Origin of the sequence: Chryseobacterium sp. Marseille-Q3244 (assembly GCF_940807095.1) — a bacterium.
GTDB lineage: Bacteria > Bacteroidota > Bacteroidia > Flavobacteriales > Weeksellaceae > Chryseobacterium.
Map to the genome: position 1 here is coordinate 296,503 of NZ_CALNWX010000003.1, position 21,214 is coordinate 317,716.

At 36.4% G+C, this 21,214-nt stretch carries 16 protein-coding genes; 5 read left to right on the forward strand and 11 right to left on the reverse strand.

What is annotated here, in order from left to right:
* Positions 1–124: 124 nt before the first annotated feature.
* The 7 genes from NBX25_RS07170 to NBX25_RS07200 form a co-directional block, all read right to left on the reverse strand.
* Positions 125–3,709, reverse strand: coding sequence for a choice-of-anchor L domain-containing protein (locus tag NBX25_RS07170; protein ID WP_250253287.1), 3,585 nt, complete (start codon positions 3,707–3,709; stop codon positions 125–127).
* 169 nt (positions 3,710–3,878) lie between these two features.
* Positions 3,879–6,239, reverse strand: a complete 2,361-nt coding sequence (locus NBX25_RS07175) for a choice-of-anchor L domain-containing protein (protein ID WP_250253288.1) — start codon at positions 6,237–6,239, stop codon at positions 3,879–3,881.
* 205 nt (positions 6,240–6,444) lie between these two features.
* Positions 6,445–6,999, reverse strand: a complete 555-nt coding sequence (locus NBX25_RS07180; protein ID WP_123859892.1) for a DUF1003 domain-containing protein — start codon at positions 6,997–6,999, stop codon at positions 6,445–6,447.
* Positions 7,000–7,010: 11 nt separating this feature from the next.
* Positions 7,011–7,781 (reverse strand): TIGR02757 family protein, encoded by a 771-nt coding sequence (locus NBX25_RS07185; RefSeq protein ID WP_502799739.1) that lies wholly within the window; start codon positions 7,779–7,781, stop codon positions 7,011–7,013.
* A 6-nt stretch (positions 7,782–7,787) separates the two neighbouring features.
* Positions 7,788–8,702: a ribonuclease Z gene (locus tag NBX25_RS07190; RefSeq protein WP_250253289.1), complete on the reverse strand. Its 915-nt coding sequence runs from the start codon at positions 8,700–8,702 to the stop codon at positions 7,788–7,790.
* 134 nt (positions 8,703–8,836) lie between these two features.
* Complete coding sequence (gene rdgB / locus NBX25_RS07195; RefSeq protein ID WP_502799740.1) at positions 8,837–9,421, reverse strand: RdgB/HAM1 family non-canonical purine NTP pyrophosphatase; 585 nt, start codon at positions 9,419–9,421, stop codon at positions 8,837–8,839.
* A 30-nt stretch (positions 9,422–9,451) separates the two neighbouring features.
* On the reverse strand, positions 9,452–10,282 hold the full coding sequence (locus NBX25_RS07200; RefSeq protein ID WP_123908424.1) for a CPBP family intramembrane glutamic endopeptidase: 831 nt from the start codon (positions 10,280–10,282) through the stop codon (positions 9,452–9,454).
* Positions 10,283–10,376: 94 nt separating this feature from the next.
* Here NBX25_RS07200 and NBX25_RS07205 point away from each other — a divergent pair, with 94 nt between their 5' ends.
* From NBX25_RS07205 to NBX25_RS07220, 4 genes are all read left to right on the forward strand, one after another.
* A complete protein-coding gene (locus NBX25_RS07205) occupies positions 10,377–11,099 on the forward strand; it encodes a hypothetical protein (protein WP_250253290.1) in 723 nt (240 codons plus the stop codon).
* Position 11,100: 1 nt separating this feature from the next.
* On the forward strand, positions 11,101–11,805 hold the full coding sequence (locus NBX25_RS07210) for a hypothetical protein (RefSeq protein WP_123908426.1): 705 nt from the start codon (positions 11,101–11,103) through the stop codon (positions 11,803–11,805).
* Positions 11,806–11,997: 192 nt separating this feature from the next.
* Positions 11,998–13,593 carry a peptide chain release factor 3 gene (locus NBX25_RS07215; protein ID WP_123908427.1) on the forward strand — a complete coding sequence of 532 codons (1,596 nt, stop codon included), beginning with the start codon at positions 11,998–12,000 and terminating at the stop codon, positions 13,591–13,593.
* Positions 13,594–13,888: 295 nt separating this feature from the next.
* On the forward strand, positions 13,889–14,839 hold the full coding sequence (locus NBX25_RS07220; protein WP_250253291.1) for a DUF4349 domain-containing protein: 951 nt from the start codon (positions 13,889–13,891) through the stop codon (positions 14,837–14,839).
* A gap of 598 nt (positions 14,840–15,437) precedes the next feature.
* Here the strand turns inward: NBX25_RS07220 and NBX25_RS07225 are convergent.
* Positions 15,438–15,803 carry a hypothetical protein gene (locus NBX25_RS07225; protein ID WP_123908429.1) on the reverse strand — a complete coding sequence of 122 codons (366 nt, stop codon included), beginning with the start codon at positions 15,801–15,803 and terminating at the stop codon, positions 15,438–15,440.
* 22 nt (positions 15,804–15,825) lie between these two features.
* Entirely contained in the window at positions 15,826–16,965 is a 1,140-nt protein-coding gene (locus NBX25_RS07230) for an acyl-CoA dehydrogenase family protein (RefSeq protein WP_068942298.1), read from the reverse strand.
* A 366-nt stretch (positions 16,966–17,331) separates the two neighbouring features.
* Here NBX25_RS07230 and NBX25_RS07235 point away from each other — a divergent pair, with 366 nt between their 5' ends.
* Positions 17,332–19,110: an AMP-dependent synthetase/ligase gene (locus NBX25_RS07235; RefSeq protein WP_250253292.1), complete on the forward strand. Its 1,779-nt coding sequence runs from the start codon at positions 17,332–17,334 to the stop codon at positions 19,108–19,110.
* 166 nt (positions 19,111–19,276) lie between these two features.
* Here the strand turns inward: NBX25_RS07235 and NBX25_RS07240 are convergent, their stop codons facing one another.
* Both NBX25_RS07240 and NBX25_RS07245 read right to left on the reverse strand, forming a co-directional pair.
* Entirely contained in the window at positions 19,277–20,053 is a 777-nt protein-coding gene (locus NBX25_RS07240) for a zinc ribbon domain-containing protein (RefSeq protein WP_123908431.1), read from the reverse strand.
* 2 nt (positions 20,054–20,055) lie between these two features.
* A complete protein-coding gene (locus NBX25_RS07245; RefSeq protein WP_250253293.1) occupies positions 20,056–21,153 on the reverse strand; it encodes a Nif3-like dinuclear metal center hexameric protein in 1,098 nt (365 codons plus the stop codon).
* Positions 21,154–21,214 lie beyond the last annotated feature (61 nt).

Genomic DNA, 21,214 nt, shown 5'->3' on the forward strand with positions numbered 1-21,214 from the left:
ATTTATAAAATTCATCACCAATCGGGAAAATATTAAAATAACAATTAAAACTCAATACCAAAAACAACAAAACCCTCCAAAAAAAAGGAAGGTTTTACTGTTTATTTAATATTTATAAATAATTTTAATTTCTGTTTTTCAATAAAATCCAACCCGAACGTTGTTCCAGTTTCTTATTGGCAGGATTTTCCCACTGAACTCTATACCAGTAAGTCCCTGTAGGCAAATTAATTCCTTTTAGAGATCCTCGCCATATAACGTCTCCTTTTGTTGCCTTGAAAACCTCAGCTCCATACCTATCAAAAATAGAAGCTGCAAAATCCTTATATCCACTGATTCCACTAAAATCTATGGTGTCATTTATCCCATCCATATTAGGAGTAATGGCATTGCTGAGTACAAAGGTGAAATAATCTATTGAAGTTCCACATTTTGCATTTTTTACTCTAACCATTAAATGATACATTGTATTATCCAGAACTCCATTAAACACATTTGAGCTTTGCCAGGTCACTCCATTATTAATAGAGTATTCTAAGGTACCTCCTGTTGGGTTACTTGCTGTAAGTGTTAATATATTCTTATCATATACAACATTAATAATTTCAGGAAGATCAGGATTGATAAGCTGTGCAGTAAAGACTTTAGAACATACTCCGTTACTAATTGTTACAGAATAAGTTCCTGCAACTTTTGTAGTAATCGTCTGGGTAGTAGCTCCCGTATTCCACAGATAGGTATAATTAGGCCCTGCTCCTGCATCAAGAATTCCATTATCTCCAGCACATACATATACATTTTCTAATGTAGACACAATAGCAGGAACTACTTCAATTTTCACTTTAGCAGCAACAAGAGAACTACACCCGTTTCCTCCCAGTGCAAATACAGAATATTCTGTAGTGATTGTAGGAGTTACTACCTGCGTATCTCCATTCCCGGCAAGACCTACCCAATTATAAGTAATTCCACCTGTAGCGGTAAGAGTAACAGATTCACCGGCACATATTTTCATTTTATCCGCTGAAACTCCCGCTATTGGAGGTCCTACCTGAACTACAACAGTTGCCGGTGTAGCAGAAGGGCATCCATTAGCTCCTATAGCAGTTACGGTATATGTCGTAGTAACTGTTGGAGATACAGTTTGCGTATTTCCGGTACCTGTAAGTCCATTCCCCCAAGCATAGGTAGTCCCACCAGAGGCGGTTAAAACTACTGATTCCCCCTCACATATACGAGAATGAGACGATACAAGCGCCGCAACCGGTGCTACTTTATCCTGAGTTACTGTTACCGTGGAATTATAGGAACAACTCAGATTTCCAGGCTGAAACACATTGGCAACAGTCAATGTATAAGTTCCGCCTGCACTCACGACTGGGGTAAGTGTATTAGCCCCTGACACGATATTACCTCCAACTGTAGTCCAGGTAATTGTAGATCCAGCTGGCAGTACAGAAGCTGATGCATTAAGTGTAATTTGAGGAGTTGTACAGGTAATAGTCTGCGGTGCTGCAATTGTCAGGGTTGTTTCTGCTGTTCTCAATAATTGTAGAGAAACTACATAGCTACAACCGCCGTTGCTAACCCTTACATAGATTGTCTGATTTGCTGAAGTAGGTGAATATGTTGTAGGAGCTGCAATAGAATTAGCATTACCGGCATTAGCATCAGCCTGAATTACATAATAGGTAAATGTTACCCCTGTGGCTGTAGTAATTTGTCCTTCCGATTCTTTAAGGTTATAGGTTAATCCTGGCTGATAACACTTATGTAGAATTGCATTTTGTGCGGTAAACGGTTCTGACACTTCTATAGTAAGCGTTGCAGGTGTAGCAGAAGCACATCCGTTAGCACCAATAGCAGTCACAGTATATGTTGTAGTAACTGTTGGTGATACAGTTTGTGTATTTCCATTTCCCGGAAGACCTCCTCCCCAATTATATGTTGCTCCTCCTGAAGCTGTTAATGTTATAGATTCTCCTTTACAAATCTTTAATTTAGGAGCTGTAAGGGATGGATTGGGTGGCGCACTGTTTCCCGTCACCGTTACTGTTGCAGTCGCTGTACAGTTGATATTTCCAGGCTGATATACCTGTGATATCGTTAATGTATATGTTCCCGGTGCATTAATTACAGGATTTAACGTATTTCCTCCTGAAACAATATTTCCTCCTGTAGTAGTCCAGTTAAATGTAGCCCCCGTAGGATAAACTGAAGCCGAAGCATCCAAGGTAATCTGAGAGTTAGCACAAGTCAATACTGAAGGAGGTACAATAGATCCTGTCATTTGCGGAGCTTTTACCAAAGTCAACTCAGCGACTTTAGCACAGAAACCATTTCTGACTCTTACATAAACAGTCCCTCCCGCACTTTGATAAGTAGTGGGATTCGGAATTGTATTGGCATTTCCTGCATTAGCATCAGCCAGTGTTGTATAATAAGTAAAGACCGCTCCTGCTGTTGTACTTATTGCGGGCTGTGCTACAGGTAAATTAAATGTAGCATTTCCAGCAGCATAGCAAGCCGTTAATGTAGCATTCTGTACCGTAGGAGAAGTTCCTCCCACAACAGTGATGGTTGCCTCTCCAGGACAAGAACTTCCCTGTATATACACTTTAACGGTATACACTCCAGGTTGAGTTGCCGTATAACTAGCATTGGTAGCTCCAGCAATAGGATTATTATTTAAAAACCATTGATAGGTTACATTAGGCACCTGAACAGAAGCTGTAAAAGTTTGTGGTGTATTATCACACATATTTACTGAGCTTGGAAGCTTCACTCCCCCTGGCCCCAGAATGCTTACCCCTAAATCAAACGATCCAGCATCTAAAAACACCGCCGAATCATAATTAGCATCCTGAAAATCAGCCAATACCATTTTAAAATGATAACTCTGTCCAGGAATTACCGTCGCTTTTGCTGTTAATGGAATTGTACGGCCATTAAAATTGGTTTCTATTTGAGCGGTATTTGTTCCTCCATAATAAGCCTCATTTTTAGGTCCGCAATTAGGATATGCGGGACGAATATTCGTTACACTTACTGGTCCTGCTCCCCCCGGCAATACCGCCATATTGGTATATGTAGGATCTCCGGCTTTTTTCAATAACAAAGCAAAACCATCCGTAATATTACATGGGAAGTTATCCTGATATTCTTTCGAAGCGAATATATATTTAAAGGTTATTTCAGAGGAAACAGCAACAAAATCGAATTCTATATAAGTAGCATTAGCCAGCTTGTCATTAGGAATATTCAAAGCTGTCGCCAAGTCTAAATCTCCGCCTGTTCCTAGATCATCATTAAGGTCAGCTATAAAAGAATTCCCTGCATTTTTGGCAAATCCTGTAGAAAGAATAACTCCTCTATTGAATGGAAAATTTGTAGTTCCTTTATTAAAGTACCCCCAGCTTCGGTTCTGATTAGATGGAGGCAAATTCGGATATACCACTACACCGCTTACATTGTTACTAGCACATCCTCCGCCTGATATAAGGACATCTTTTACCAACTGAGTAATACTGTAAGAAGACTCAGGATAATTGGAAGTGTTTACATCTATAAAAGCTCCAGCTTTTGCAGTAGCACTGTTATTTTTTGAGGGCACTCCTTTTTTTACCACCCTATTTTGGGCAAAAATAAAGCTCCCTATAAAAATAAAAAATAACACTAAAAATAAACTTCCTTTCCTCCTATTTAACATTTTATATTATTTTAAACAAAAATACTATTTTTTTTGATTGAAATGCAGTTTAACATTATTTACATTATTACTAATTCAAATTTATTAATCGTAGAATATCAACTTTATTTATTTTAATATCATAAAAAAAGACTGACAAAGCAGTCAGTCTTTCAATTATGATTTTAAATTATTCTATATTCTTAAGCAGGATCCAACCTGTTTTTACCGTTGGTAATTTGCTTGCAGGGTCTTCGAAGGTAACCTGATACCAATAGGATGAGGACGGCAGTCGCTTTCCTTGGAAATAACCATCCCAATATGGTCTGAACTTCTCTGCTCTGAAGACTTCTTTTCCGTATCGATCGAAGATCATACCACTGAATCCTTTATACTTTACAATTCCTCTGAAGTCAATAATATCATTAATGTTATCTCCATTTGGAGTAATTACATTTTTCATCACAAAAGTAAAGTATTCAAGGAAGCCTACACAGCTTGTATTCTTCACTCTTACACGAATAGAAATAATCTCGTTTTTAGGCACATTGGTAAACGTATTGGAAGCCTGCCATGTCAGCCCATTATCTACTGAATATTCCAGCACCCCATTACTAGGATTGCTTGCCGTAAGAATCATAGTTCCTCTGTCATTATAATTAACTTTAATAATTTCAGGAACTACAGCCTTTATAACCTGTGTTTTAAATTCTTTAGAACAAACTCCATTCTTAATTGTTACTGTATATTCTCCCGGCTTATTAACCGAAATACTCTGTGTAGTATCACCAGTATTCCATTCGTAGGTATATCCAGGCCCTGAACCTGCATCTAAAGTAATCCTGTCACCTTCACAGATATGACCACCCTTCAAGGTAGAAACAATAGCTGGTACTACCTCTATGGTAACTTCTGCAGGCGTTGGAGACTTACATCCCTGTGCTCCGATTGCATATACTGAATAAGTAGTTGTTTTAGTTGGACTCACTGTTCTGGTTCCATCTGTAACAGATGCTGTATCCTTCCATTCATATGTTACTCCACCTGTTGCAGTCATCAATACAGATTCTCCTAAACAGATTTTCAGTTTTGCGACATTCAGACCAGCTGTAGGCGTTGCTTCTTTATTCAGAGTCAATGTTGCGATCCTGCTACAGAATCCTCCATTAGTGACAAGAACATGCAACACTTCCCCATCATTTCCGCTATAGCTGGTAGTATTTTTAATATTATTATTATTTTGAGCCTGTGCATCTGGCAATTTAGAATAAAAACGGACTACCGCTCCCGGTGTCGTAGTAATCATAGGTATTGCTGCGTCTAGATTAAAAGTAGTCACCGCAGGTGTTGTACAAAGCTTAAGTACAGCATCCTGTACCGTAGGGCTTGTTCCCCCAATAACTTTAACCGTAGCTTCTCCAGGACACTGACTTCCCGGAGTCATTACTTTTATCAAATATACTCCCGGCTCAGTAGCAACATAGATCGCACTGGTTGCTCCAGGGATCAAAACGCCATCCTTATACCACTGGAAGGTCATTCCCGGCACGAGTTCCAATAGAGCTTTCAATGTCTTAGGGGTATTATCACACATATTGATTGTACCTGGCAGAGTTGCTCCGTTTTCATCTACAATTTTAACCCCAACATCAAACGATCCTCCTTCCAGGAAAACTGCAGAATCTAAACTTTGGTCTTTCCCATCCGCAATAACCATTTTGAAGTGGTAGGTTTCCCCAGGAATTACAGTCGCAATAGCAGTTAAAGGGATCGTTCTCCCAGCATAATTGATTCCTAAGTGCGGCACATTAATTCCAGCAAAATAAGCTTCATTGATAGGACCACAGGAAAACCCTGGTCCGCTCGGAACAATATTCGTTGCACTCACCGGTCCTGCGTTTCCAGGCAATACTGCTAAATTAGTATAAGTAGGATCCCCTACTTTTTTCAACAAAAGTGCAAAAGCATCAGAAAATCCCTGGCAAGGGTAGCCTCCGGAATATTCTTCAGAAGCAAATATGTAATTAAATCTTACCTGAGTAGAATTAGGTACAAAATCAAATTCAAGAGAAACTGCGTCTTTCAATTCTACAGTAGGATTAGTAGCAGCTACAAGATCAGGATCACTTCCTGAATCTACTTGTCCACTCATATCAGTAGTAAAGCTATTTCCGGCATCTTTTGCATAACCGGTCGTCAGTACAATCCCATCTTTAAAGGGAAAATCTGCTGTTCCTCTATTGAAATACCCCCAAAATCTATCGGGATTAAATATGGTATGGTTAGGAGACACTGTAACATTGCTAATATTTGCTGTTGTACAGGTACTTCCCCCATTAATCAGAATATCTTTTACTAACTGTTCCGGAAAATACCCTGTAGCCGGATAGGGTGCAACATTTACATTTATAAAGTTACCTGCTTTCGCACTTGGTCCTGTAGGCTTTGTTTTTGCAGTTTTTCTATTGGGACTTACCTGTGAGAATGCAGAAGCAGAAGTCAGTAAAAATGTGAAAAGAAAAAAGTAGTGTTTAAATCTATAATGCAACATTTTGATATGATTTTGCCCAAATGTAGCAAAAATAACGATATAAAATCAGCATTCCAGACACTTATTATTCACTTTTTCATAAAAATCAACAATAAATATATTTTATTTTTAAACAAATTGCAAATAAAAAGAAATTCGATCACAAAAAAACAGATCAATCGCATTGACCTGTTTTTTTATTTCTGATTTTTTTTTCAAAAATTATTTACTCTTCATTTTTTAATTGATCGATCTCATTTTTTAGTTGAGCAATAATATCCTTTAAAGCCTTTATTTCATTTTTATTTGAACTTACATTGCTTTTCAGGATAGCATTTTTAGCCTTTTCATTGTGGTCTTCTTCCTCTTCTTCTTCGTTAATTTCTTCAATATCCTCGCTGATTTCTTCAATGTCTTCCTGAATATCTTCGATATCTTCATTAATCTCCTCAATATCTTCACTAATCTCTTCGATATCCTCACTAATTTCCTCAATATCTTCCTGAATATCTTCAATATCCTCCTGGATATCTTCAATTTTCTCATGGCTTTTATTGACAGACATCTGAATAAAGATTGCGAGATAAATAGCCTCCAGGGAAAGTACCGTAGTAAGAATCAGCAGCATTTTATCAAAATCAACAATATTCAGCATCGGAAGCAAAAACGAAGTCACAAACAATAGAGTATGTACAATCAGAGATTGAATAGATCCTATCCATGATGTAATACTATCTGCTATTTTCTCAAGAACTTCACCTTTTTCGCTATATTTTTTCATCCTTTATATTTTTACAACAGTTCTTTAGTTACGCCTAATCCAAACAAGGCAAAATCATATTTTGCAGGATCTTTATCATCAAATCGTCTGATGGCTATATCCAGTTCTTCCACCGTTTTCCAATCATTCTGTGTTCTTTCCAGCAATCCCAGTTTTCTTGAAATATTTCCGGTATGTACATCTAATGGGATAGACAGGTATTTCTGATCAATATCTTTCCAGATTCCAAAGTCTACACCGCGCTTATCCTTACGTACCATCCATCTCAGAAACATGATGATTCTTTTGGCCGAAGAATTTTTGTAAGGTGAACTGATATGCTTATGACTTCTATGTTTTTCCGTTTCCAGAAAACCACTTCTGAATCTTTCTATCGCATGCTGGAAGTTGGTTTCAGAATCATTTACCTTAAACAGTTCTTCCAGGCTTTCATTTTCTTTATAAATCCTGTTGAACTGTTTAATAAAGTAAGAAAAGTCCTCTCCGTTAAAAGTTCTGTGAATACTTTTATCCTGAATATCTTTTAAATCTTTTTCGGAATAATTCAATACAAAATCATAGGGAGAATTTCCCATGATATCAAGTATTTTATTGGCAGAATTGATGATTGACTTTCTGTTTCCCCACGAAATAGTTGCCGCTAAAAAACCTGCGATTTCAATGTCCTGCTTTAATGAAAAACGATGGGGTATCTGTATGGGGTCATTTTCTATAAAATCAGGAGCATTATATTGCTCTGCCTTTTCATCCAGAAAGCTTCTAAGCTCTTCAAACTTCAACATATTTATTTAAATTTTTACACTTTCCAGCGCTTTTGGAAGAAATGAATTAGGAAAAATATTTCTTGCTTCATCGGTAAATACCGTCAGATCAGCATATCGGTTGGAGAAATGACCTAAAATCAGTTTTCCAACCTGGGCTTTCTGGGCAATTGTAGCCGCTTCCAATGCAGTGGTATGGCCCGTATAATCTGCCATTTCCTTCAGATCATGAAGGAAAGTAGCTTCGTGATACAGAACCGTAGCATTTTTAATGATTGGAATTACACTTTCAAGATAACGAGTATCACTGCAGAATGCGTATGATACTGGCGGAGCCGGATCAAGGGTCAGCACTTCATTTTTAAGAACATAACCATCGCTTAATACAAAATCCTTTCCTGCTTTTATGTTATGATAATCGCAGCTTTCGATTTCACTGTATTTGGCAATTTCTTTCATATTCAGATGTCTATCCTTTGGTTTTTCTTTAAAAAGATAGCCATTACAGTAGATTCTATGATCCAATGGGATCGTATATACCTCTACTCTATTATCTTCATAGATTTTTTCGGAATAATCCTTATCCAGTTCATGATAAACCACTTCGAAGCCACGATGTGTTTCTGTAATCTGAAAGATCGTCTCCAACATTTTCTTTATTCCTTTCGGACCATAAACATGTAATGGGTTCTCCCTTCCTAAAAGACGGAAAGAAGCAATAAGCCCCGGAAGTCCAAAACAATGGTCTCCATGAAGATGAGAAATAAAAATATGATTGATCTTTGAAAATCTGGCTTTGGCTTTTCTCAGCTGCACCTGGGTTCCTTCCCCACAATCGATCAGGAAGTTCCTTTCTTCCATTTCCAGTAACTGGGCTGTTGGTGAGGTATTGACCGTAGGAATTGCTGAATTAAAACCTAATATTGTTAAATAAGTACTCAAATCAATTGTTTATTGTAACAAATGTACGACAGAAATTTTAAAACATATATTTTACCGCTAAATTTAAGCAGGAAAAGCATAAAAAAACCACTTCCTATAAAAAGGAAATGGTTTATATTTATCTGTAATACGGATTACTTTACTTTTAAAAAATCCATAAACAAATCTAGTGCCTGCTTACGGTGGCTAATCTTGTTTTTATCTGCTGGATCCATTTCTGCAAAGGTTCTCTCATACCCTTCAGGAACGAATATCGGATCATATCCAAATCCTTTAAATCCTTTATTTTCCGTTAATAGATTTCCATGAACTCTTCCTTCAAAATACTGGGCTCCATTTTCATCATAGTAACATAAAACAGTCACGAAATAAGCTTTTCTGTTTTCTATTCCCTGCATTTCCTCCAACACTTTTTCGATATTTTTAGCAAAATCATGATCTCCGGCATAACGGGCAGAAAATATTCCCGGTCTTCCCTCTAAAGATTCTACCACAAGTCCGCTATCATCTCCTAAACTGGGAACGCCTGTCTTTTCAAAACAGTATTTAGCTTTAATCAAAGCATTGGCATGAAAAGAATCTCCATCTTCTACAATTTCTTCGTGAATATTATAATCTGTAAGGCTTTTAACAATACAGTCATCGCCTAAAATCTGCTGAATCTCTTCTTTTTTATGCTCGTTGTGGGTAGCTACCAATAATTCCATTTCTATATTCATTTTCAATTTTACTTTTATAACTGCTGTTGATTACATCTCAGAGTAATGTACTTTATATTTCTTCATAAAAAGATAGTAGAACAAAGAAAAAAGTACAATTCCCACGGCTAAAATCAGCCATTCTGAAACATTAAAAACTTTTGCAAAACTTTCCTCTTTACCATACAGCACCAATAAGGATAGCGTCAGGTTATTAAATGCATGTAATAATATGGGCATCAATAAAGACTTGGTTTTATGATATACCAATCCCAAAACACATCCCAGCATTACAGCACTGATAAACTGCCAGGGATTTCCGTGAACGATTCCGAAAATAATAGATGCATATAAAATAGCTTTCCAAGGTGCGACTCCTTTATTAATCAATCCTTTTTGAATAATTCCCCTGAATATAATCTCTTCGAAAACGGGAGCCATAATCACCGTCATGATAATCATAACGACAGGATTATCTGTTAATTGGCTCATAAGCTGAGTGAAATATTCATAGAAATCTCCAAAAAAAGGCCCTGAAGTTGGAATCAGTGTTGTGGTAAACTCTGATATAAACATCATCCCGGCCATCATTGGAAAAATAAGGAGATACGTAGAAAAGTTAACGGAGGAAAGGTTAAAATTAAGTTTCTGTTGGGTGGTTCTTCTTACAATAAAAAAATCAAAGAAAGCAATTGCCATAACAAATCCTACAGAATTGGCTACCATCAGGAACCAGTCTTTCAATTCAAGATTTTCTTTGAATACCACTTTCCAAAAGGTACTGAATAAAGACACAGCCATCGTCCCCACAAACAATCCAACCACTAAAGTAACAGCGCCCAGCCATGTGAAAGTAAACTTCGGATACCTGCTATTTTCCATTCTTTTTCTCTGTAAAAGTTTATTGAAACAAAGATAATTTTTTTGAATGCCACAGGCAACTAAAAAATAAAATACTTAATTTAGCCTCATTACCATGAATATCACCAAAACAAATACAGAAATCCCTTTCCCCAGCGTTGAATCTGAAATTAACCGATGGGTTACTTTTATTCTACAGACCACCTATTGGGGAATGCTTATATTCTTCTTCTGCCTTTTCATTATAGGCCCAGCTTATGGAATCTATAACAAAGGAACTAAAATGATGCTTTCTGTAGCGCTAATATCCTGGGGATCCTCGATTTTGATTTTAATTCCTGTCATCAGACAATACATCATAAGAAGAGAGAATATTGCCAATAGAATTGTTATAGACCATACAGGTCTTTTATTTTATAATGCAAAAAATAAAATCATACAACAAATATTGTATACAGAGCTTTGCTCTTCAAAACAAAATTTTGACATTTATACAGTTACCCCAATAGGTTCAAGCATTATTCCCTTACTGGAAGTCACCGTCCAACAAGAAAAAAATGATGTCGAAACCAGACGTATAGATATGAACCTTCCTCTTCGTGTTCTGAAAAATAAAGTTACATTGTACACCCATTTTTTGTATGGAATCTCAATTTTTCGTCAAGATTTAAAAATAGATCCAATAGCTCTTAAAAGCTTTTCCATTGACCCAAACACCTGGCATATTAACAGTAAAAAAGGAATTTCATTGGGCGGCTGGCTATTTATTTTGGCTGTGATTGTTATTACCTGCATCCTTGTGGGAATTCCATTCTTATTGTATAAATTTAAAAACTGATATGACAGAAAAGTTCCAGACCGTCACCTCTAAAGTTGATAAACCCATCACTTATCTTTTGATGGGACTGATGTGGGTAGTTGTCCTCATTATTGTTGTCATCATCGGAGTTATTTTTGAAAATATGTACAGCCACTTTAAAGACTATTTACAAAATTCCCTCAGTACTTTTTTCATTCTTATTTTTGCCCAGTTCTTACTGGCATTTTGTCTGATAGCTTTGATTATGGGATTAATGGACCGGAAAAAAGAACACATCCGAACCGCTATTATAGATAAAAAAGGGGTTACTTTTTATAGTAATTCAGGCAATATTATCAATACCGTTTCATATCATGACCTGCAAAGGGCCAAAAATGGATCATACGACACTTATATATACAGCACAGGTGGAAAGTATCCCAAAACGTATTTGAATATATATCTTAAAAATCCATCAGGTGAAACTGCAATGACCCGTATAGATTTCAACTTTGAGTATGTTATTCTGAGTAATCAATTTGAAATGTACCGTCAGTTTTTAAGAGGAATCCAGTGTTTCCGGCCAGATCTAAGGATAAACCCACAAACGATTGAACAATATAGTCTTACACCGGACTTTCCGCCGGTAAAAGATCCCCGTCTATTAGAATTTCTTATCGCATTTCTTATTACTTTTGCTATTCTTGCATTAATTTACTCTATTTCGCTGCTTATATGGCGTTAAAATTATATTGAGAGGTTCATCACCTCTTTTAATTGCAAAGTAAAACAGACCGTAACAAAACGAAAAATTGCTTATCATTTCAACTTTTACTTCTTATTATCAAATCTCTCTTTTTCCTCTGATTAATATTGTCCTCATTTAAATTTGAAAACCTCGCAAAAAATCACGATTTTTGCAACTTCAAAATACGATATGTCAGACTTAATCAAAGAAATACAAAAAAGAAAGACCTTCGGGATCATTTCCCACCCGGATGCCGGAAAAACAACCCTTACGGAAAAGTTACTTCTTTTCGGGGGTGCAATCCAGGAAGCGGGTGCGGTAAAATCCAACAAAATAAAAAAAGGAGCTACCTCCGACTTTATGGAAATCGAAAGACAGAGAGGGATCTCGGTAGCGACTTCCGTATTGGCTTTTGAATATAGGGATCATAAAATCAACATTCTAGATACTCCTGGTCACAAAGACTTTGCTGAGGATACTTACAGAACATTAACGGCTGTAGATTCGGTAATTGTTGTGATTGACGTTGCAAAAGGGGTTGAGGAACAAACTGAAAAACTGGTTCAGGTTTGTAGAATGAGAAACATTCCGATGTTGGTATTCATCAACAAGCTTGACCGTGAAGGTAAAGATGCCTTCGATCTTTTGGATGAAGTGGAACAGAAATTAGGATTAACAGTTTGCCCACTTTCTCTACCAATTGGTATGGGTAGTGATTTCCAGGGAATTTATAATATCTGGGAAAACAATATTCAGCTATTTTTAGAGGAGAAAAAGCAAAAAGTTGGGGAGTCTATCAAGTTTGATGATATTAACGATACTTCAATTGATGATGTAATTGGAGAAAAAGCAGCGGCTACTTTAAGAGAAGAGCTTGATCTGATTCAGTCTGTTTACCCTGAATTTAATCGTGAAGATTATATGAAAGGTGACTTACAGCCGGTATTCTTCGGTTCTGCATTGAATAATTTTGGGGTTCGTGAGCTATTGAATGCCTTTATTGACATTGCTCCGATGCCGCAGCCTAAAGAAAGTGATACCCGTATGGTAAAACCTGAGGAAAGCACTTTCACAGGATTTGTTTTCAAGATTCACGCAAACATGGATCCTAAGCACAGAGACAGACTGGCTTTCGTAAAGATTGTTTCCGGTACTTTCAAAAGAAATGAAAATTATCTATTGGTAAGAGAAGGTAAAAAGATGAAGTTCTCTTCACCCAATGCTTTCTTTGCTGATAAAAAAGAGGTGGTAGAGGAAAGTTTCCCTGGAGATATCGTAGGGCTTCACGATACAGGAAGCTTCAGAATTGGAGACACATTAACTGGTGGTGAAAAACTAAGTTTCAAAGGAATTCCAAGTTTCTCTCCGGAACATTTCCGTTATATCAACAACAGCGATCCACTTAAAGCTAAGCAATTGGCAAAAGGTATTGATCAGTTGATGGATGAAGGAGTTGCCCAGTTATTTACTCTTGAAATGAACGGAAGAAAGATCATCGGAACTGTGGGAGCCCTTCAGTACGAAGTTATCCAATATCGTTTGGAGCATGAATATGGTGCAAAATGTACTTATGAACCACTATCTATGCATAAAGCTTGTTGGGTAGAAGCTGATGAGAAGTCTGAAGAATTCAAAGAGTTTGCAAGATTAAAACAGAGATTCCTTGCCAGAGATAAATACAATCAACTTGTATTTTTAGCAGATTCTTCTTTCACCATTCATATGACACAAGAGAAATTCCCGAATGTGAAGCTTCACTTTATCAGTGAGTTCAGAGAAATATAATTAAAAGCGTAAACAGCTAAAATATAATAGATCCGCAGAAAAATTTCTGCGGATTTTTTTTGACACTCCTCCAAAGGAATGGAATGTTCATATCTCCAACTTTACTATTCGGAAAAACATCATCTAAATCGCAATTGTCTTAAATTGAGTATAAAAAGCATTTTGTAAACCCCTTGTAAAACAAATACAAAACACTGAAAATATTATAGTTATCATTTTACGACCAGAATACATCCCATTTACAAATACTTCAGAATCTTCGTGAGTAATTTTACCTCATCAAAAAAATAATGTTATGAAAAAGTTCATCTTACTCGTTGCTATATCAGGTACTTTTATTGCGTGTAGTCAAAAAGGTGGAGCTTCTCAATCCAATATTGAGGATGCAGCCCACAGTATAGACAGTGTTGCTTCTGTTGCTTCAGACGCTATTGGTAATGCCAGCAAAACGGCAAACCAGGCTCTTGATTCAGCAAGTATCAGAATAAAAGATATTGAAGGGGCTAAAAATGAGATCCAGGATAAAATAGAAAGCACTTCCAAAATGGTAGATTCACTATCTGATAAAATTGCATCTACCAAACTGGAATCAAAGATTGAGAAAAAGGATTCTACAGTCAAAAAGGCTGAGAAAGTGGCCACAAATGTTCCGGCTCCTAAGGTAATTAAGGAAACCAAAATCATTTACAAAGAGAAACCGAAGAATGATAGCTATGAACTGAATATGCCAAAAGATAAAATGGTAAAAACAGGATATCTTGTCGTAAGAGCAGATAATGCTGAAACGGTAAAAGAAATTATCCGAGAAGAAGCTATCAAGAACAATGGATATGTTAAAAGTGAAAACCAGTCGTATATTGAATCAGCCAATCCTCGTGATGAAAATCAAAAGGTTTACAGTCTGAACATCAAAGTTCCAATCCAGCATTTTGATGGATTAATGGAAGCATTGAACAGCAATATAGGAGATATTGAAACCAGAGATATTCAGGTTACAGGGCGTAATTATGCAGACAACACCATCTGTAGCATCGATATCAATATGACCGATAAAACAGCATCAGAAAAAGAGCCTAAAACTTTTGGTGGAAAATCATTGGCTGCTATTGAATCGGGCTGGGATGTAATTACTTCAATCTTTCTTTTTCTTCTTCCTTTATGGCCGGTATTTCTGATTGGTGGTATTGGATACTATTTTTATAAAAAGAAAAAAAACAACAATATTCCTAATCAGGATTCTCACTAGAATTTCAAAGTCCATCCTTGTGATGGATTTTTTGTTTTTGAGAGCTTGTTATTTTAAACCACAGATTGCACGAATTTTCACAGATGTTTCTGATTTTTTTAATGGATAAGGCGACAAGGAATTTATGCCTGGAATTCTGAGATGAAATTGTTTCACAACACCAGCAATGACAGGTTGTGATATTTGTGAAACTATTTGTGGGATTTGTGTTTGATTTTAGGTTTTGGCTAAAGCCGAAGGAATATTTATTTGAGCGGGCTAAAGCCCACTCCTATTGATGTTGATATGCGGATGGATAATTGGTATTTAATAAAAATGAATGGGGTGAGATCCTTACAGGATGACAAAATTGGAGAGAGATACAAAAGTTATGATGCGAACACTCTTCGACTAATATAGTAAAGCAAATATTGATACTTAACCGCAATATCATTTATCATTTATCATTTATCATTCATCAATCATTACTCATAAACTAGAACGGTTACCCCACAGCATGGATTAGCCCTCAAAGAGGCAGCTGGGCGCGAGGAGTATGAGTGGATAGCTGGAAAAGCTCCTAAAAAGAAAAAGGCCTCCAAAACGGAAGCCTTTTCTATTATTTCATGTTCACAACTTTGTCTACGACAAACTTTGTGTTTCCTCTCCACGGAAGAGCGCCATTGTATTCTTTGTAATGAAGATCAAAGGTTTTACCACTATTGGTTTCCAGTTGTTTGAAAACCTCAGGGTCATCTACAGAAAATTCAAACTCATAGCTTGTAATACCTCCTGTTTTTCCTTTTCCAAATCCTTCCTGAATCAATTTTCCTTCATAAGTTTTGAAGACATAGCCTTTTTTCATGGCATAATTCAGGTATCCGGATTTTACCCCTTCTCCGAAAACGAAGAAGAACTTATACCATACAAATACTCCTAACAATAGCAGTACGACACCGAGGATGATCCACAAAGATTTTTTCATAGAGTGTGTGTTTTATTATTATTTATTTTGCGATGCTTCTTGAGATCACAATTTTCTGGATTTCAGAAGTTCCTTCGTAGATCTGAGTAATTTTTGCATCTCTCATTAATCTTTCTACGTGGTATTCTTTCACATATCCGTATCCACCATGAATCTGTACAGCTTCAATAGTAGTATCCATCGCTACCTGAGAAGAGTATAATTTTGCCATAGCACCACTTTCAGAGATATCTTTTCCAGCATCTTTTTCACAAGCTGCCTTGAAGCATAGCATTCTTGCTGCCGTTATCTGAGTCGCCATATCTGCTAATTTGAATGCGATAGCCTGGTGGTTGATGATCTCCGTTTTGAACGCTTTTCTTGTTTTAGCATACTTCAATGCCAATTCGTAAGCTCCTGAAGCGATACCTAATGCCTGAGAAGCGATACCGATTCTACCTCCATTCAATACAGCCATTGCAAAATTGAAACCAAACCCGTCTGCACCGATTCTGTTTTCTTTTGGAACTTTTACGTTGTTGAAGATCAAAGAGTGTGTATCACTTCCTCTGATTCCCAATTTATCTTCTTTTAGCCCGATTTCAAAACCTTCCCAACCTCTTTCTACGATGAAAGCGTTGATTCCTTTATGTTTTTTTTCAGGGTCAGTCTGTGCAATAACGATATAATACGTAGCTGTTCCACCATTGGTAATCCAGTTTTTAATACCATTTAAAAGGTAGTAATCTCCTTTGTCTTCAGCAGTTGTTTTCTGAGATGTTGCATCAGAACCTGCTTCCGGCTCAGATAAAGCGAATGCTCCAATTACCTGCCCGCTTGCAAGAGGGGTAAGGTATTTTACTTTTTGCTCTTCAGAAGCAAATTTTTCAAGACCGGCACAAACCAATGAATTGTTTACAGACATTACAACCGCCGCAGAAGCATCTACTTTTGCAATTTCTTCCATTGCCAGCACGTAAGAAACGCTGTCCATACCTGCACCACCGTATTTAGGATCCACCATCATTCCTAAAAGTCCCATTTCTCCCATTTTCTTCACCTGCTCTACAGGGAATTTCTGGTCGCGGTCTCTTTCAATAACCCCAGGTAATAGTTCGTTCTGTGCAAAGTCTCTTGCCGCCTGCTGAATCATCAGCTGTTCTTCCGATAAATTAAAGTCCATAAAAAAAAATAATTAGATAGCCGTAAATTTACACTTTTTAAGCAAATCTGAAAGAATAAATTAAAACTAGGGAAAATACTGATGGAAAGGGAGATGGAAGTGATCCTAGATACAAGGTTTGGGATGCAGCATTTATCATGTTGATGACTTACAAAATGGATACTGATATGATTTATAAAACCCATTGGTGATGAAGAGATATTTCCTGGTCACCAGATCGTTAATCCGGTTTTACAGCCTCCAGAGCCGCTTTCAGCCAAAACTGTTATGGCACACATTTAACTTATCTCTAATTATTGTATTCAGATGTATACAATTAAAAAAAATGCTTATATTTAGATTTCTTTATAAATTATTTAAAAAATCATGACGATCAAGAGATTATTCGATATTCCGCACTACGCTTTAGCTAAATATCCTAAAACGGATATGTTTGTAACGAAGTATCATGGTGAATGGAAAAAAACTTCTACACAGGAGTTTATTAATGAGGGAAATAAGATATCCAGAGGATTACTGAAGCTAGGTATAAAACCGGGTGATAAGATCGCTTTGATCACTACCAATTCCCGCACGGAATGGGCTATTATGGATTTTGGTCTTTCTCAAATCGGTGTTGTTTCGGTACCGGTTTATCCAAGTATTTCTCCGGAAGATTATGAATTTATCTTCAACAATGCTGAAATACAATACTGTTTTGTTTCTGACAAAGAACTGCTTAATAAAGTCATGAAAGTAAAGCACAACATTCCCACTCTACAGGGGATCTTTACTTTTGATAAAATAAGTGGCGCTGCCAACTGGAGTGAAATTCTCGATCTTGGTGAGGATGAATCTACACAAATTGAAGTGGAAGACCTTTCCAATGCTATTAATACAGAAGATTTAGCTACTATTATTTATACTTCAGGAACTACAGGAAGACCGAAAGGGGTAATGCTTACCCATAATAATATTGTCTCCAACGTATTAGGCTCCATCCCAAGGATTCCTAAGAAAAAGAGCCTGGATTATAAGGAAACAAGAGCATTAAGCTTTCTTCCGATCTGCCACATTTTTGAAAGAATGCTTTTTTACCTTTATCAATATAACGGTTTTTCTCTTTACTTCGCTGAAAGTATCGAAAAAATGGGTGAAAATGTAAAGGAAGTGAAGCCTCATTACATGACTGTTGTTCCAAGGCTGGTAGAAAAAGTATATGATAAAATCTATAATACGGGTTCTTCTGCCGGAGGACTAAAATCAAAAATATTCTTCTGGGCTTTAAATTTAATTACCAAAAAGAAGACTGTTTCCAAGCCATCAGGAATCCAGCAAATTATTGCTGATAAACTGGTATTCTCAAAATGGAGAGAAGGTTTAGGCGGTGAAATCATTACCTTGGTTTCAGGGTCAGCAGCTTTATCTACAAGGCTTAATTTAATGTTCCAGAATGCAGGAATTCCTGTCTTGGAAGGATATGGATTAACGGAAACATCGCCCGTAATTTCTGTAAACAGCTTTGAAAAAATGAAAGTTGGAACCGTTGGAATTCCGTTAGATAATTTACAAGTGAAAATTCAGGAGGACGGTGAAATTACAGTAAAAGGACCTTCTGTGTTCAAAGGGTATTTTCAGAATGAAGAAATGACCAAAGAAGCATTTACAGAAGATGGATTCTTTAAAACAGGAGACATTGGTCATATTGACAGTGATGGATTCCTACAGATTACCGACCGTAAGAAAGAAATGTTCAAGACATCCGGTGGAAAATATATAGCTCCTCAGACGATTGAAAACTTAGCCAAAGCTTCGAAATTTATTGAGCAAATTATGGTGGTAGGTGATGGTGAAAAAATGCCGTGTGCGTTGGTACAGCCTGATTTTGAATTTGCTAAAAGCTGGGCCATGAGAAATAACCTCAACATTGGTTCTACTCCTGAAGAAATTGCAAAAAGTGCAGAATTGAAACAGAGAATTGAAAAAGAAATTGACGGAATTAACGAACATCTTGGAAATTGGGAGAAAATCAAGAAAATTGAACTGACTCCTGAGGCTTGGAGCATTGAAACCGGACTTCTGACTCCTACGCTGAAACTGAAAAGAAAGGCCGTAAAAGAGAAGTTTATGAGTCTTTACAATAAGATGTATGAGCATCAGGATTAAATAAAATATAACCGCTTCGTTTGAAGCGGTTTTTTTTTGTGGGTTTTAATAGCAATGGGCATTATTAAGTTTTGGCTAAAGCCAATGGATTTTTTATTTTTTTTAAATAATAACAAAAAAAGCTGTCTCAAAATGAAACAGCTTTTGTATTGTTGAAAATCAATAATTAGAATTTAATTACAGATTTCATTTTATCGTTTTCTTCCATTACCAACTCATCGTCAACAAGGATTTTCCCAGAGTGTTCATCAATAATGATTTTCTTTCTCTGAGCGATTTCCATTTGCTTTTGTGGTGGAATGGTGAAGAAAGATCCTTTTGGAGCTCCTCTTTCTAATCCTACTACTGCAAGACCATTGATAGAGTTTGTTCTGATTCTGTTATAAGAAGCTAATAATCTCTCATCAATTTTACCTGCGAATTCTTTAGACTGCTCAATAAGATATTCTTCTTCTTTCTGCGTTTCAGAGATCAACCCTTCTAATTCTTCTTTCTTGAATTTCAAGTGGTTTTTTAAATCGTCGATCTTTGAAGTTAATTCGCTTAAAGTTTCGTTTTTGTGAGCAATTTTAGCTCCGAATTCTTTAATTCTTTTTTCAGCAAGTTGAATTTCCAAATCCTGGAATTCCATTTCTTTCCCTAATGCTTCAAACTCTTTATTGTTTCTTACATTATCCTGCTGAGATTTGTATTTCTCAATTAAAGTTTTTGCATGGTTAATAACTTCATGCTTTGTTTTAATCTGATCGTCCTGATCTTTGATGTCTGCATGAAATTTTTCAGCTCTCTTTTCAAGACCTTCAATCTCGATTTCAAGATCTTCAACTTCAATTGGCAATTCTCCTCTAGTATTTCGGATTTCATCCAATCTTGAATCAATGATCTGTAAATCGTATAAAGCTCTTAATTTTTCTTCAACTGAAATATCGTTGGTTTTTGCCATATTTAAATGAAATAATTTACTGGGTTTGTTTTTTCAATAGATTTTGAAATTGCAAATGTACTAAATTTTTGTGACAAAATTTCAAATAATTGTTGACTTACAAATTGTTCTGATTCATAATGTCCTATATCACAAATCAGCATTTTAGACTCTGCTAAAAAATAGTCATGATATTTAAGATCTCCGGTAAGATAAGCATCACATTTTTTGGAAATTGCAGAACGTATTCCACTGGCTCCGGAACCTCCAAGCACTCCTACTCTTTTAATTTTTTTGTTGTTAAAAGCAGAATGTTTTATGATGTCAAGCCCGAATTTTTCTTTCACAAATCCTAAGAAATCTTTTTCATCCATTTCTTCTTCCAGTTCACCATACATTCCGAGTCCGGCATGATGATTTTTATTATCTAAGCTATAAACCTGATGCGCCACTTCTTCGTAAGGGTGTGCCGTCTTCATTGCTCCAATGATCTGACCTTCTTTATAAGTTTCAAAAATTACAGAGATCATATCTTCATCAGCATTTTCCCGAATATTCTGCTGTCCGGAAAATGGATTTGATCCTTCAACAGGCCTGAAAGTTCCGTTTCCATTGATTGTAAAGCTGCATTCATCATAAAATCCTATATTTCCGGCTCCCGCAGAAAACATTGCTTCTTTTACTTTTTCAGAATAATCTTTAGGAACAAAAACCGTCAATTGCTTTAAGTTATTTTCTTTAGGCTGAAGAATTTTCATATTCTTTAAACCCAATTGACTGCAAATCCCATGATTCACCCCAAAGAAATCATTATCAAAAGCCGTATGAATGGCATAAATAGCAATTTTGTTTTCAATAGCTTTCAAAACCGTCCTTTCTACATAATTTTTCCCGGTTAAAGATTTTAACCCAGAAAATATAATAGGATGAAAACATACAACCAGATTACAGTTTTTCTTAATAGCTTCATCTACCACATTTTCCAATGCATCATGGCAAACCAAAATTCCGGAAACATTACGATCGGGAACTCCACATAACAAACCTACGTTATCAAAGCCTTCTGCCTGTTGTAAAGGAATGAGTTTATCTATTTCTGCAATTACTTTTCTTATTGTCATTTTATTCTGTATGTTTGCTACGAAAATAACGATAATTTGTTAATTTTAAAAAACATTCAAA